Source organism: Bradyrhizobium sp. USDA 4502, assembly GCF_054063355.1.
On sequence record NZ_JBSSGF010000001.1, the window covers coordinates 9,269,117 to 9,284,071 of the forward strand.

The window sequence follows — 14,955 nt, forward strand, 5'->3', positions numbered from 1 at the left end:
GATGGCAGGCCGGATGTCCACCTGACGACTGATCAGCCGGCGCGGCGCCAAGTAAAAGGTCTTGTCGACTTTGACACGATAAGCGGGTGTTCGGCATATTCGAATAAGGATTTCGTCGTGAGTGGCGCCAATGGCGCGCGCTCGATCTCTTCGAACATCTCCCGGCGGGATTTCCCGCCACGGCGCATCGGCCGGCAGGTTAGCGCCTAAAGCAATTCACCAATCGCGCTATTGAGACAGCCTCGCCCAGCCCTCGCTGCGAGAACATCGGCAATCCAGGTCCTTGGGTTGACGCAAGTGCGGCTAGCCAGTCATGGCGGGCAGGCTCGCCTGCTACGTATGGTCCCTAGCTCAGTTCTACCGTGCTCAGGCCTGAGCAATCTAGCGTCCTCGGGTCTGGCCACATCGCGCCACGTCCGGCAGTCCATATAGCTCGACCTTCCAACGCTTGCGAGCACTTCAAGTCTCTTATGCTGCCACTGCGCGCCTTCGATTGCGCGGCGGCGATCAGGGTGAGACTTCTCTCATCCTGGTTGTCGCGCTATATTCGATCCCCATTTGTGCCGGCTCGATCCTTGCTCATCACTCGTGAGCGAGCCCGACGTTGCTCGTCGGCGTGCGTTATTTGATCCGCTGACCAATCTCGATCGGTGATGGTCAGCGGCAGTTCGAAGATGATGTCAGTTGACACAACCGATCAGCGCTGCAGAGAGATATCTGCGCGGCGGCTCTGAGAAGTCTTATTGTTCGATCCCGCGGTCTGCGAGCAGCCGGTGCATGACTTCGCCTTTGATCTCGCCAGCGATTTGGTTTCGGATTTGAGCTCCGAGCACCCGCTCGGCATCTGGGTCGCCTAGCAGACCGTGCTCGGCCAAGCGCTGATCCAGGCGGCTTTGAAACTCCTCACCCATGGCTTCGACGAGCCGATCTTGCATTGCTTCATATTCGTCCGGAGCGATGCGCCTCAGCACCGTCTCCCAGGGTTGCCAGCGGGTTGCCATGTAGTCGGTGAATTGGTTCGCTTCCTGCTCCCGAACCAGGTCCAGCGCCCGCGCCGCATCATCCGGGGTCACGTGAGAGACCGACAGGAAACGCATCTCAGGGGCGACGTGACTGAGCTCCAGCGGCTCGCGCAGGAGGTATTGATAGGCAAGGTAGACTTCGACATCGTCTACGTTCGGGTCGACGCTGAGGAGCGATTTAACCCTGTCGCGCGCGATCCCGTCCAGCGCCTCGAGGCGAAAAGCAACGCGGGCGCGCTGGATCAGCTCGCTAAGCCGATCATCATACGACCCATTCTCGACCTCAGTATTGAGGCGCGCGGTCCGCATGCCGTTCCAGTGCAGGGTAATACGATCCTCGCAGCTCGCGTTGGCCTCGGAAGCCTGTGTGAAAAACTGCTCGCGCAGTCTCGGATCGGCCGCCGCCTGCCGCAGATCGTCAGCCACTGCCTGCCGAAACTCGTCGCTGCCCTGGTTTACGGTCCCTCTTAGCCTCTCCAGGAAGCGGGCGTAGTTCTGAGCGCCCGGCTCATCCGCAAAGTGCTGCCATTCGGCAAGCGCTGCGAGGTCGTTCCCGAGCCAGTGCGCCGCAGCCTCGTGCAGAGACCGTTGTTCAAGATGCGGTGCCGCCAGGTGAGCGCGGACCTCGTCCGGGAGCGGGTTGTCGGCAAACGCAAGCTCCAAATTCGGGTAGTTTAAACTCGATAGGAGATTCTCAGGCAGGCCGGTCAGCCGGTTGCCGCTCAGATTGAGCGATTGAAGCCAGCCGGGAAGGGGTTCAGGGAGGCTGGTCAACTGATTGCTGCTGACATCGATTTCGATAAGCCCCGATGGGAGGACGGGAAGCTCGGTCAGCTGATTGCCGCTAACCGCGAGCGAGGTCAGGCCGGTCGGGAGCGCGTCGGGCAGGCTGACGAGTCGGTTATTGTTTGCGCTTAGGATCCCGAGCCCCGGCGGGAGATCTGCCGGCAGACTGGTCAACCTGTTATCGTTCGCTTCCAGGCGATAGAGGCTCGCCGGGAGCACGTCCGGCAAACTGGTCAACTGGTTATGGCTAACAAGAAGTTCGTTGAGACCCGGGGGCAGCCGAGCGGACAGGCTGCCCAGCTCGTTGTGCATGGCGCGCAGTTCCCTCAGCCGGGGCGGCAGGGCGTCGGGCAAAGCGGTCAGGGAGAGGGATGACAGATCTACCAAATGCGATCCAATGTTCTCCGCAGCCCTAATTCGTGAGCGCCCCTGTCGCCGATTCTCGGCTTCGCCCTGGCCCTCTTCGGCGGCCCAGTTTTCCAGGATGCGCGCACGCGAAGAGGCGGGGGTCCGATATCCTGTCAAGGCTTCGACCCAATCTGCCAAGGCTCGGTTGAAGCCGCCGAGGTAGCTTTCCTGCTCCCCATCTTCAAAAGTGTCGAGGGAGGAGTTTGCACTTCGCTGTGCCTGTCCTGTGTTCATCAACTTTCTTCGCTGTTGAAATCAAAGAGTACGCCCGGCGCTTCTCAAGACAGCGAAGCAGGCCGTTGCGCAGCGCAGCGATCGTTCGAGCGAACGCAGACGCTCCGGGGCTACCGACTCCTGGCCAAGCCGGTAAGCCTCACACGAGGCCCTCCGAGGCAATTGGATCGATCCTATTGCCAGGCTTGCTGCCACTTCGTGACCAGATAAGTCCTGAAGACCGTCATCGTGGAAGCTTTCTGAGCTTAGCAGGCTTACCTGTCGATCAGCTGACGAGCGTTGCTCCAGGTTGGCCAGTTCGCTCAACCTTTGTTGCCAAAGTAGGTCACACCAACGGCTGAGCGGATCAACCTCTTCAGATGAGTCGGTGCCGACTGCTTGTTACTTGGGGAGAGACGTCGCACGTTTTGGAAGATCGCAGCGCTTGCTGCTGATTGCAAGAACGCACGGGTACGAATGGATCGTATCCTCAGCCAGGATCCACACCCAGTTTCAGGTCACGACAGCAGTGTCGTTTCCGACGCGTGGTTGCAGTTTTTGCCGATCGGACCTGTCAGCTTATGGAAAGCTAGATGTCTTAAGCCCTCCTACCTGTCGTCATGGACTGAGTATGCTCGGTCTCGCAAGGGGGTGGGGATGGATTCTTTTCAGGAGCGACAGATACAGCGGGGTAGTGCCAGCCTTTCCGCGTCTTCCGGCCAAACCGACCGGGAAAATGAGGCATCGGCGCAGTGGGACGGAGTTGTGTCAGGCTATGCAGAAAGCCCGGCGGATTCAGCTCATGCGAACGGAGAAATAGACCAGACGCTTGAGAATTGGGCTGCTGAACAGCACGTGGGTCCGCTGGAGGATCGGGAAGAGGCGCTAAGGCGAGTGAATGCTCGGGATGAGGTCGCGAGACTGGATCTCGAATCATTGTCTCTTACCAGTCTGCCTCGACTTCCGACCGAAATCGTCGTGCTCGAGGTCCCCTTCAATCGGCTGACCAGTCTGCCCGATGGTCTGCCTGCTTCGCTCCAGCGTCTCGACATCAGGGGCAATCAGCTGACTAGTCTGTCGGCTCTTCCGGCCGAGCTCAGAGGGCTTGATGCAAGGTCAAATCGACTGAGGAGCCTGCCCGAGGTCCTGCCTACAGCGCTCCAGTTCCTCGACGTCAGCCACAATCAGTTACCGAGCCTGCCTGAGACTCTCCCTGCTTCGCTCCAGTTTCTCTATGCCAGCCACAATCGATTGACGGGTCTGCCGGAGGATCTGCCTGCTACGCTCCAGTTTCTCGACGTCTGCCAAAACCGCTTGACGGGTTTGCCGGAATCTCTCCCTGCCATGCTCCGGTTTCTCGACGTCAGCGAAAACCAGTTGGCGAGTCTGCCTGAGGACCTGCTGACGCAGTTGGGCGCAGGTGCCAGGATAGAGCTGGGTGAAAATCCCCTGCCCGAGCAGGTGCTGACGAACCTGGACACAACCCTCCGCGCCGAAGGGTATACCGGTCCGACCGTCTACCTTTCGCGCGATGACGAAAGTGATTTGTCCGGGACAGACGATGGACAGGCCGATGATCTCGCTGAAACAGTCGCAGCCTGGCTCAGGAGCGATCCGAAGCAGGGCGATCGAGAGGTACTGGCCACTTGGCAGAGCTTTGCAGAAGAGCCGGGCGCCCAAGAATACGCGTTTTTTCTCGAAAAGCTGTTCGACTCGGTCAATTCTGGCAATGAACAATTCCAGCAGTCGGTCGCTGACGCTCTGCGCTTGGCGGCCACCAACCCGCAATTGCGCGCGCAGTACTTTCAACTGGCTCTCGACGCCAACCAAAGCTGCGAGGATCGGAGAACTTTGACTTGGAACGGCATGCAAACCGCGCGGCTCATCGCAGACGTCGAGAACGGGGCCTACGACGATACGGCCCGACTTCCCGATCTCGTCGATCTTGGGCGCATCATGTTCCGTCTGGACGCGCTTGAGCGGATTGCGCGCGAAAAGACTCACTCGCTTCAGTCCGCCTACAACGTGGAAGACATCGACGCCGTTGAGGTCTATCTTGCTTATCAGAACAAGCTGCGCGACCGGCTAGGACTGCAACACGTCGCGCCCGCTATGCGCTATTTTGAAGTCTCCAGCGTCACCGATGCCGACGTTGACAGTGCGGAGACCTCCGTCCTGACCAAGGAGGCGGCGGAATTCGCCGGCTATTTGGCGACGGACTGGCAACCTTGGGACGGCCTGGTGCGGCGAATCGCTCCTGAAGAATATGCCATGATGCAGGGCCAGCTCATTGATGCAATGGGGGAAGAGTTCGACAACCGGCTGGAGCAACAACTCGCCGACAAAGGCTTGGCCGGGAGTGCATCTGATCTCGTCGAGGATGCCAAGCGAGAATTGGGTGCTGAGATTCGCAAGGAAATCGCCCGCGAGATCAAGGGCGCTCTAAGAGACAAGGTGCTCAATGATCACGGCGTGAAGCTCTGAGGCCGCCTTTGCTACAGCGAGAAGCTAAAGGAAACTTAAGCTGATTGAGCGCGTGGTTGACCGTCGATAAAGATTTCCGCCGCTTTGCCAAACACTTAGTTTGCGAAAACTTCCTCGTTGGCGCTCTGATTTGCAGCAACTGCAATCTCACGTTCACTTGGGTGCGGAGGCTGGGTCAGACAGAGGAGCGCGATGTAACACGCATGTTCATAAATCTTCGTAGACGTCTAGCTCGCCCCGAGAGCGATCATCCTTTTTACAACGCAGCAAATGTCGCGATGGGATCCTGGCCGATATCCTGAGTGGCGGTTGTCTGGCTTTAGCCGCGCGGTGCTTTTCTCTGCCGCGGCCCAGACTACGCGAACGGCATCAGCATACATGTGCGGAATCCCCGCGCCAACGAAACCACGCCGAATGCCAGAAATAGGCCGTCAGTAAGCCGGCAGCCGATGACAGGGATGTTAGCGATCGCATCATTCCCAGCGGAGGAAGCGGCTCGTATCAAGCCGCCACCGTGCGAGCCGTATGCTGGCCGCAACTGCGGCCACCGCAAGGTGCGCTATGTGGAGAAGGGTCGGCTTTTGATGGCCTGCCTCGCTTTTCCACCGCAGTGGCCGTCGAGCCAACGGAAGCGCTTGAGTTCGACACGACCCGCATCGAATCCTTGTTGCGTGCCGATCCTGAATTGGCCTTGGCGATGTTGCGGCTGACCAGCCTCAAGCAGCCGTTGCTAGTAGCGCCTGACCAATGAGCGTTCTCTCGGAGAACATGTACAAGCCCGCCATCGCCAAACTAATTTTTCACTGACCCTCGTCAGCGAGAAGCTGGTCGCAGAACAGAGGAGCATAAGCAATCCTAGCCATAACCAGCAGGCTTGGATTCCGCGTTCAGCTTTTCATCGCGCGGACGTAGGTAAGATCCAGCTCGGCCTGGAACGGCAGTTGCTCTTGAGTAACGTGCTTTTTGCGCCCGAGACGGCCGTCGTTTCTGCCGTCGCCCAATCGCCTCAGCGGGCATATAGTCACTAGACTGTATGCCCGCCTCCGCGGGCACTCTCGCTGACAAATTCGTTCAACAAATCTCGGAAACCCGAGCTCGAAAAATCTCTCGAAGTTTTATATTTTCGCCTCGAACATCGCCTGAAGCATCGCTTGCGATACTAATTTTGAGCATCGCCAATCTAGGAGGTGCTCATGAAATCGTCAGTAGCGTCGTCGGGACTGTCCGCCCAGAAGGTCGTTGCCCAGATTCGCAAAGTGAGGAAAGCAGCGGAAAAGGCGTCAGAGAACAACGGGCGGTTCGCCGCGCACAAGTATTTGCGGGCTGTTTTACGCGCCTACAGCTATTTTGAGACCACCAATCGAGCTATGACGGATTTTGGGTAACGCGGTCCGATCAGGCGGCGCGGACTTCAGCGGTCGGAATGAATTCGATTCGGTCCGCAAACTTTACCACGGATATCACCTTCGGCAACTGATTTGTGCCCTTCAACCGTCGCCAAGTTTTAGATGCGGCGCCGACGAGCTTGAAGACCATCAACTTTGCTGTGTGTGGCGATAACGCTCCCTTCGTTCGCACAGTCCGGTGCCTGACCGTCGCAAAGACGCTCTCGATTGGATTCGACGTGCGCAGATGCGACCAGTGCTCGGCAGGGAAGTCATAAAACGCCAACATGGCCGAGCGATCCTTGATCAGGCATTCAACGGCGGGCTTGTATTTGACGCCGTACTTCTCGACAAAGATATCAATCGCTGTTTCAGCGGCCGCCCGGTTCGGCGCCAGGTAGATGTCACGCAGATCACTCTTTATTGCCGGCTGCACGGACTTGGCGACCTTGTCGAGCACGTTGTTCACCTTGTGCAGCCAACATCGCTGATGTTGCGTGCCGGGGAAGATTTCATCGAGCGCCCGCCAGAAGCCGAGAGCGCCGTCGCCGACAGCAAGCTGAGGCCCGATCTGCAAGCCGCGCTTGCGCAGATCGGGCAGCAATTCTCGCCAACTTTGTGCGCTCTCGCGTACCCCGACCTGGAAGCCGATGAGTTCCTTCTTTCCTTCAGGCGTGGCGCCTATCAACACCAGGATGCATTCGGCATGGTCCTCCATGCGAGCCTGCAGATAGACGCCATCCGCCCAGATATAGACGTACCGCCGCGCCGACAGGTCGCGCTTTTGCCAACGTTCGTATTCGGCCTGCCAGTCCTTCTTCAGGCCAGCGATGACCGGCGGCGACAAGTTCGGCGCGTCCTTGCCGAGCAAGGCCGAAAGCGCCTCCTGGAAGTCGCTGGTCGAGATTCCCCGCAAATAGAGCACGGGGATCAACGCGTCCAAGCTCTTCGCCCGGCGGGCCCAGAGCGGCAGGATCGTCGAATGAAACCGGATCCTGTCGCCTGGCCCGCTTGCTGCACGGTCGCGGGCCTTCGGACGGGCGATCACGACAGGGCCGATGCCGTGGCAATTTCGCGCGCCGGCCCATATCCATGCCGCACCACGCGCGCCCGACCATCCGGCAGCGCCAGATGCTTCGTCGTTTCCAGGAATGTAGTGAACTCAATCTCGACAGCCCGGGGCGATCAGTTCGCGAGCTCCGGCACGCAGAATATCCGTCAGTGGATCAGCGATCTGATCGGGCTGACGCAGAGGAAATACATTGGTAGTCTCGTTCACGGCGTATCGCTCCTTTGGAGGTTGCTGGCAGGCTTCATCACCCGCCTCGATACGCCGCCTTTCTCAGGTCGTCATCACCCAGTTTCCGTCATAGCTCCCACTCGACCATCGGCTATCTCAGCCTGGTTGAGTTCGAGCGCAAGGTGGGATTAGGCTTAAGTCGGTGTCCATCAAACCGGCAGCAGCTCAATGCTCAATTTTGCGGAGTCTCTGACTCGTCAGCTTTCTGAAAACTTAACTGACTAAGAAACCTGCTTAGATGATTCTGTGGATGCGAAGGTAACGTGGACCGCCCGAACTATGAAAGCAGCGCAACAGCTTCGTTGCAGGTGCAGCACGACTTGTTGCAGGAGCAGCAAGCGGGCCAAACCGGGCAAAGCGCCTTTGAGCAGCAACTGCACGAGGCACGCCAGGCTGACACCGCGATACCCGACCGGCCTCTCCCTCCCAGTGTGTCTAGCGACAGTCAGCAGTCCCCGGACCCGTCGATGGGTGCGCTCGCCCGGAGCAAGCTTCCGCCAAGCGAGAAGGGTCTCATCAATAGACATGGCACAGCTGAGTTGAGGCAAACGAACAGGCCGAGGTCCCCAATCAATTCGCAAGGCGTTGCCTTTGAGCAGCAGCCGAGCGAGGTCGCAAGCTCACTTGAAGCTGGTGGAGCAATGCCTGCTGAGGCTGCCCCGCGGGCGCCTCAGGTAACTCAGGTTTCAATAGCGGGCAAGAAAAGGAAGCAGCCTCTTTATTCCAAGGATGCTGTTGTTATTGTAGAATTTAGCCAGGCGCTCACCCAGGGCAAGCTCGCTGAATCATTTGTCCAGAGAATCGTAGGTCCTCTTCTTAGCTTTGGCCGCTGGCTGTGCGCAAATAACAAGACGGGCGTTATTGCTCGGCTAGACAACAATTCACTGACCACTGATGGCGATCTCTTCCAATACAGCGGAAATAATAATGATCTGATGTTGGCCCTAGACCATCTCCGGACCTGGCGGTCGACGGGGCACGTCCCCCATCCAGCTCCCGTGCGCAAGCGCCAAAAAGCATCCGCCGTCTGTCCCCATGTGTCTGAGCGCGACCAAGGGCTTATCAGAGAGGTGGCTCAGGGCGTTATTGCAAGTCGGAAGCTGAAAGGCGAGGTGGCTAACGGGTACGCGCGCAATCTTACCAGGTTGGCAAATGATCTCGGGGAGCGCGGCCTATCTCTGGACAGTAGTAGTGATGCAGACTTGCTTGCCCATGTAAAAAAACTCTTCAAGAGCAATAAATTTATGCGGGCCGCGGTGGGGGCTCTTAGGGACCATCGTGCCCCGAGGGCTCCGGGCGCTTCATCTGTTGGCGGGCGCCCATCGCTTCCTCCTGCCGATGGTGACGAAGTGCTCATTAAGGGAGCCATAAGCCACGCTCTTGAGAGCGACAGGTTGAGTTCGACGACCGCCCGACTTTATGATTGGGCGCTTCGCAAATTCTCTCGAGAGTTAGATCTCTACGGTGACACGCTTTCCGCACTCAGTAACGCGGCCCTACGTATCTGCGCTGACAGAATGTTTCGCGACGAAAAGTGGAAGATGGCCTTGGACGGTGGGCTGAAAGCCCTTGGAGAGTATCGTCAGACGAAGGGTGCTGAACCCTCAGGGGAAGGTGCTTCGGGGCAGGCGGCTCTCGGCAGAGCGCCGGTGAGGGGCGCCGAGTTTGCAGTAATGGACGTTGATCCCGAAGAGCTTTGGCAGCTGTTGGACGTTGAGGGCGACGAGTGGCCGGTTATGGCTGACGATTCTGCGCTTCTGCGACCGGATCAACAGCTTCCGGAAGAGACTCGCGAATTGCGGGATGATCAATCCGGCCCTTCGTCGGCTCTCGGGTCAAATGTGCGCGACAATAATGCGCTGGATCATCTCGCAGCGTTCTTGGCTGACCCGAGCCGGCACCGCGACCCCCTAGGGGCTCCGCAGGAGCTGATGAGTGCGCCTCAGAGTGACGTCCTGCAAAGTGAAGGGGTTCTCATCGATGATGAGCACGGCACAGCCGAACTGAGACCAGCGAAGAGGCCAAGGAATCTGGATAGGGCGCAAGCAGTCGCAATTCAGGAAATGCTGATCGAAAACGGCAATTCGGGGGAGGGCGTGCTGATGCAGGCCCCCCTCGGCCGCGTGGTCGCATGGCAATGGGACGCGGCCGCGCAGCACAGTGGACCGCAGGGAGGTCTCAGTTCGCCGGTGGTCTTTCCCGCGGAATATTACGATCAGGATCTGCTTTGGCGAGCGATGGACGAAACCGCCCCATCGCCGTCTCGCGGCTCAATCATGAGCCCTCCCCAAGCAAGAGATTCCGGAGAGTCCGACCATCCCCTGAACTGGCACCCCAACCGCAAGGCCGCGGCAACCGGGAGCAATCTCTCGCCGACTCGGGACATGGGCCCGATTGAGGGAACGGTTCATCTCAATTCCTTCGAGCTACCGGGCGGCCTCGTCCCGACGTCTTACTTACGGTCGCTATTTGCCGGATCAGCACTGGATCATCACGATGACAGTCGACAGCCTAGTCTGCCGCATGGGCTTTCACCGCCGGTGCCTGCCTTTTCGGACGATGAAGCTATGGTATGGTTAAGGGAGGAGTTCTCGCGGCGGCAGATGCAAGAATCTGCCTCACCGTCAATCTGCAGGGCTCCGTCCGATCTCTACGGCGGACTTGAACCGTTGGTTGATCTGACTACGTTCACGCTGTCAGAATTGGGCGACGATGCTAATTCTGTGCCGGCGTTTCCGAGCACATCCGCCGATGATCAGATCGTAGCGCTGAATGCGGCAGCCTTGCCTCGCGAGCTGGTGCTGGGGGACGAGCAATGGCTGGGCGACGAGCATATCCTGAGGGATTACCAGCTTCAGGAGCAGGAGTTGCACAGGGACCCTCAGGATTTCCCCGCCCTGGATATCGCCACTCGGACGCGGTTGGTGTCTCCCACTTTGGTCCATAATTTGCTGCGCTCTTCCGACGATACCGTCGTTGAACGGGCATTTCAGCGCATTGTCTATGATGACAAGGGTAATGATACAGCCGACTTCGTGTTCCTGCCCGTAAGCGATGCCGATCCTTCGGATCCTTATAGCCAAGGGAATCATTGGTCGCTGCTGTTCCTTGATCGCCGTGACCGGAGCTCGCCTATTGCCTATCACTACGACTCCCGCAGAGGATTCAACGAGACGTCTGCCACCCATCTGGCCGGTAGACTGGGTCTTCTAGACAACGTAGTGCAAGCTGGCATCGCCCAACAGCAGAACGGCTATGATTGCGGCGTCTTTGTCGTGGACGGTACGCGAGCTCTCGTTAGTGGGTTGGTTGCAGGGCAGCGAGGGGTGCAGAATCTTAACAACCTCAGTGTCAGTAGGCTGGCACTGCAAGCTCGCCTACGGGCTGTTATTGGAGCCTAGCCCGCTGCTGAGTGAAGACCTTTGATAATCAGTGAAATGCAGCACAAGCTCGCGACATGATGTTGCTATGGCCATCGGCCAAGCTTTGAACAGAGAGCCGTATGCGCTGAAAGGTGCACGTACGGTTGTGTGTCCAGGTAAAGCTGGCGTGTTCAGCAGGAGAAGTCCTGCCGGGGTAGAAGTCAGAGCCCGTAGTTTGGATAGCAGAGGAGATGGAAACAGAACTTCTGAAGCCTATCGACAAGGTCTCCTTGAGGGAGATCCACGAGTCACCGGGCTGTAACAACAGTGAACGCGTTGTGGCCTCGAAAGTGAGTAAATCCGAGGGCCGAGCTCGCAACCGTAGGGCGAAGGCAGCATGAACAGCCGAACACTGACCGATACGGCTGTTTATCTCGGCGGGGTGGAAGCGACGGCACGGTGACAAGGACATGCTGAGCAACTGGAGAAACCCTCCTCGTCCCGGCGAGAAATCGACGGAGCAAGGTAGGCCGTATAACCGGCGACACCGGGAAATCGGCCGAAGGCGAGAGGGTGGCGGCTGGGTTCGGAGTAGCGAGGAAGCGGAGTAATGTCCGTGGAGCAAAGGGGCCCTGCCATTTGTGACGTCTCCAACGTAAGGAAGGCAAGGACGAGATGACAAAGGCGTCCATCGATTTGCAGGACCTGAGGCGGAGGCTATACGTCAAGGCGAAGGCTGAACCGTCCTGGCGTTTCTGGGGTCTATACGTCCACGTGTGCAAGATGGAGACTCTGCGCGCGGCGTATGAGATGGCGAAAGAAAACGACGGCGCACCGGGAATAGACGAGGTGACGTTCGAAGCCATCGAGGCGCGAGATGTGGAGTCGCTGCTTGCAGCTAAGGGACGAACTGACCGGGCGTACCTATAAGCCACTCCCCGCGCGACGGCAGGAAATACCGAAAGATGGGGTAAAGTCCGCATCCTCTCGATTCCTGCAATCCGCGACAGAGTGGTGCAAGGTGCGCTCAAGCTCATACTCGAACCTGTCTTCGAGGCGGATTTCCAACCGGGGTCGTTTGGATATCGTCCCAAGCGGGCAGCACATGATGCGATCAAGCGAGTGGCTGAAGCAGTAGTCCAACGGAAGACGCGAGTTCTCGACTTTGATCTGAAAGCTTACTTCGACAATGTCCGGCACGATCGGCTGTTAGAGAAGGTGGCGCAACGGATCGATGACGCGGATATCATGCATCTCCTGAAGATTATGCTGAAGGCCTCTGGCAAGAAGGGCGTTCCGCAGGGCGGTGTGATCTCGCCGTTGCTCAGTAATCTCTATCTCAATGAGGTAGATAAGATGCTGGAAAGAGCAAGGGAAGTCACACGCAGTGGCAAGTACACCTACGTCGAATATGCGAGATTCGCTGACGATCTGGTGGTCTTGATTGATGCCTACAAGCGACATGACTGGCTAATTGGAGCGGTAACTAAGCGGTTACGGGAAGAGTTCGCCAAGCTGCGGGTTGAGATCAATGATGAAAAGAGCCGCGTTGTCGACTTGGAACGAGGTGAGAGCTTCGGCTTTCTGGGGTTCGACTTCCGCTATCTCCGCAGTCTACGCGGAGCAATGCGGCCGCATTACACGCCCAAGCTCAAAAAGTGGACGGCGCTGCTGCGGGCGGTCAAGGAGGTGTTCCGCCGACACCGGTCGCAACCGATTGGGAGGGTGATAAGCCTGATCAATCCAATGCTCCGGGGGTGGGTGAACTACTTCGCAGTTGGGCACTCCAGTGAGTGCTTCGGCTATATCAAAGATTGGGTAGAGAAGAAGGTCAGGCGCCATCTGGCGCACGCCCGGAAACTACAGGGCTTCGGCTGGGACCAGTGGAGTAGGCCGTGGTTGCACGACACTCTGAGGCTGTTCAACAGCTATCGGGTGCGGCGCGACGGAACGAAAGCAATCCCAGCATGATAGGTCCCATAAGCCTTGGAGCGAAGCAAATGGGGGCGCGCAGTGCGGGAAATCCGCATGCTGCGTGCGACGTGGAGGGGGCTGGAAACGTGGCACGGTCGAGAGACCTGTTGGCGCGCCAGTCCTCGACCCTACCGGGGAGGAGAAGCGCGCTCGCGCTTCTTACTTCACTCCCGATGGCGCGCGGCTTCCTCTATCTCGCGGTGGCGCTCGACTGGTTCAGCCGCCGGGTGCTGTCGTGGCGCGTCTCGATCACGATGGAACCCGCATTCTGCGTCGAGACGCTGGAGGACGCTCTCGCTCGCCACGGCAAGCCGGACATCTTCAACACCGACCAGGGCTCGCAGTTCACGGGCGCCGCGTTCACCGGCGTGCTCGCCAGTCATCGCATCGCCATGGACGGCCGGGGCGCATGGCGCGACAACGTGTTCGTCGAGCGGCTATGGCGCAGCATCAAATACGAAGAGGTCTATCTGCGCGCCTACGATACCGTGTCCGACGCCGGCGCCTCGATCGGCCGATACCTCGTCTTTTACAATGGCCGGCGTCCCCACTCGAGCCTTGACGGCGGCACCCCGGATCAAGCTTACTTCAACCCGCTGCCGTTCCGCGCGGCAGCCTAACTCTGGCACAAGCTCCACTTATCGACGCGGAATTGCTGTTCAGACAACCGCAGCCAGCTCACTGCACGACCAGGCTGCTTTTCTGAGAGCTCTTGCCGACTCGAAAACCCCGTCTGAGCTACTGAAGTGCCACCTGGATTTTGCGGAGCAATCTTGGTCGAAATCGTTCAGCGAAGGCTCAAAGATATTGGATCGTTTGAAACACGTCCATCGGCCTGCGGTAAGTTAGTCGTCCGTGAAGATCGGCTAAGCAATTGAGCTAGAGCATTTTTCACATGATGTGGATCATCTGGTGTATCCAGCATGCCTAAAGTAGTTGGCACACATCTGCGGCGCAAACGACTTGACGAGTTTGCCGATGAGTTTGAGCAGGGCTTGGACCGTGCGGGTGGCGCCTTTGCGCAGCGCAGCTTTCAACCGGGAGAAGGCCTGTTCGATTGGATTGAGGTCGGGCGAGTAGGCCGGCAGATAACGCACGCGGGCGCCGACAGCCTCGATCGCCTCGCGGACACCGGCGATCTTGTGAGTGCGCAAGTTGTCCATGAAGACGATGTCGCCCTTGCGCAAGGTCGGCGCCAGGACTTGCTCGACATAAGCCAGGAACGAGGGCCCATCCATTGCACCGTCGATGACATAGGGCGCCGTGAGGCCATCGATGCGCAGCGCGGCGACAAGCGTCAGCGTCTTCCAGTGACCATGGGGCACGCCAGAGACGAGGCGCTCACCGCGAGGAGAGCGCCCATAGTGCCGGACCATCTTCGTCGTGACCGCAGTCTCGTCGATAAAGATGAGGCGCGGTGCACGCAGCTTGGGCTGCTCGGCTTTCAGCGCGGCACGCTCGGCAGCGACGTCAGGTCGATCCTGCTCGGCGGCGTGCAGTGTTTTTTTGAAGGTGATGCTGTGACGGTCGAAGAAACGCCAGATCGAACCGATGCCGGCCTTTTGCTTTCTCTGAGAGCGCAGACGCGCGCGGATCTCCTCGAGCGTCAGGTCCGGCTCCGCGGCGATCAGCTCGATCAGCCACTGCTTGTGCTGCTCCAACGGCGAGCGGCTGTGCCCGGTGCCGGGCTTGGCCTCAACGTTTCCGGTCTTCCTCCAACGATCCATCCATCGGATCGTAGTCGAAGCGCCGAGATTGAGAATGCGCGCAGCCTCACGTGCGCTTTCGCCGGACTCAACAAGCTCAACCGCACGCACCCTGAGGTCCTTGGAGTATCCCTTCGCCATCGCATGCCCCGCATGTTGTCGCGGGCAACACCGAATCTAATTTGCGTGCCCGTGGGAATCCCCTTTGACTGTTCCGATTCACCTCAACTGGAAACCGCTCTAGAATCGCATTTGTCGTTGCGGACTGTTTTGCGATTGCAGGATTTTGAAGCTTCGGGCATCGGAACCTTGCAA

Annotated in this window: 7 protein-coding genes and 2 pseudogenes; 6 read left to right on the forward strand and 3 right to left on the reverse strand. The window is 58.6% G+C overall.

Features of this window, described 5'->3' with window-relative positions; all coding sequences use genetic code 11:
- Window positions 1–740 precede the first annotated feature (740 nt).
- Window positions 741–2,450 carry a T3SS effector NEL-type E3 ubiquitin ligase NopM gene (gene nopM, locus ACVW1B_RS43130; RefSeq protein ID WP_253588019.1) on the reverse strand — a complete coding sequence of 570 codons (1,710 nt, stop codon included), beginning with the start codon at window positions 2,448–2,450 and terminating at the stop codon, window positions 741–743.
- A gap of 636 nt (window positions 2,451–3,086) precedes the next feature.
- On the opposite strand from nopM, the gene ACVW1B_RS43135 reads away from it, so the two are divergent.
- Both ACVW1B_RS43135 and ACVW1B_RS43140 read left to right on the forward strand, forming a co-directional pair.
- Window positions 3,087–4,913: an NEL-type E3 ubiquitin ligase domain-containing protein gene (locus ACVW1B_RS43135; RefSeq protein ID WP_253588018.1), complete on the forward strand. Its 1,827-nt coding sequence runs from the start codon at window positions 3,087–3,089 to the stop codon at window positions 4,911–4,913.
- A 1,193-nt stretch (window positions 4,914–6,106) separates the two neighbouring features.
- Window positions 6,107–6,298: a hypothetical protein gene (locus ACVW1B_RS43140; RefSeq protein WP_069279834.1), complete on the forward strand. Its 192-nt coding sequence runs from the start codon at window positions 6,107–6,109 to the stop codon at window positions 6,296–6,298.
- 10 nt (window positions 6,299–6,308) lie between these two features.
- Here ACVW1B_RS43140 and ACVW1B_RS43145 read toward each other — a convergent pair.
- Window positions 6,309–7,577, reverse strand: a pseudogene (locus ACVW1B_RS43145) (IS256 family transposase).
- A gap of 284 nt (window positions 7,578–7,861) precedes the next feature.
- Between ACVW1B_RS43145 and ACVW1B_RS43150 the strand changes: the two are divergent.
- From ACVW1B_RS43150 to ACVW1B_RS43165, 4 genes and pseudogenes are all read left to right on the forward strand, one after another.
- The gene (locus tag ACVW1B_RS43150; protein ID WP_253588017.1) at window positions 7,862–10,999 is read left to right on the forward strand and encodes a Ulp1 family isopeptidase; all 3,138 of its coding nucleotides are present in this window, start codon (window positions 7,862–7,864) and stop codon (window positions 10,997–10,999) included.
- Window positions 11,000–11,635: 636 nt separating this feature from the next.
- Window positions 11,636–11,890: a hypothetical protein gene (locus tag ACVW1B_RS43155; RefSeq protein ID WP_253588016.1), complete on the forward strand. Its 255-nt coding sequence runs from the start codon at window positions 11,636–11,638 to the stop codon at window positions 11,888–11,890.
- 51 nt (window positions 11,891–11,941) lie between these two features.
- Window positions 11,942–12,931 (forward strand): reverse transcriptase domain-containing protein, encoded by a 990-nt coding sequence (locus ACVW1B_RS43160; RefSeq protein ID WP_309145042.1) that lies wholly within the window; start codon window positions 11,942–11,944, stop codon window positions 12,929–12,931.
- 161 nt (window positions 12,932–13,092) lie between these two features.
- Window positions 13,093–13,554, forward strand: a pseudogene (locus ACVW1B_RS43165) (transposase); the annotation flags it as partial.
- Between the two features lie 285 nt (window positions 13,555–13,839).
- Here the strand turns inward: ACVW1B_RS43165 and ACVW1B_RS43170 are convergent.
- Window positions 13,840–14,781 carry an IS630 family transposase gene (locus tag ACVW1B_RS43170; RefSeq protein WP_141343507.1) on the reverse strand — a complete coding sequence of 314 codons (942 nt, stop codon included), beginning with the start codon at window positions 14,779–14,781 and terminating at the stop codon, window positions 13,840–13,842.
- Window positions 14,782–14,955: the final 174 nt, after the last annotated feature.

Excerpts from the sequence above, each read along its gene's own strand:
- nopM (WP_253588019.1), bottom strand. The coding sequence starts at position 2,450 with ATGAACACAGGACAGGCACAGCGAAGTGCAAACTCCTCCCTCGACACT.
- ACVW1B_RS43135 (WP_253588018.1), top strand. The coding sequence starts at position 3,087 with ATGGATTCTTTTCAGGAGCGACAGATACAGCGGGGTAGTGCCAGCCTT.
- ACVW1B_RS43140 (WP_069279834.1), top strand. The coding sequence starts at position 6,107 with ATGAAATCGTCAGTAGCGTCGTCGGGACTGTCCGCCCAGAAGGTCGTT.
- ACVW1B_RS43155 (WP_253588016.1), top strand. The coding sequence starts at position 11,636 with ATGACAAAGGCGTCCATCGATTTGCAGGACCTGAGGCGGAGGCTATAC.
- ACVW1B_RS43170 (WP_141343507.1), bottom strand. The coding sequence starts at position 14,781 with ATGGCGAAGGGATACTCCAAGGACCTCAGGGTGCGTGCGGTTGAGCTT.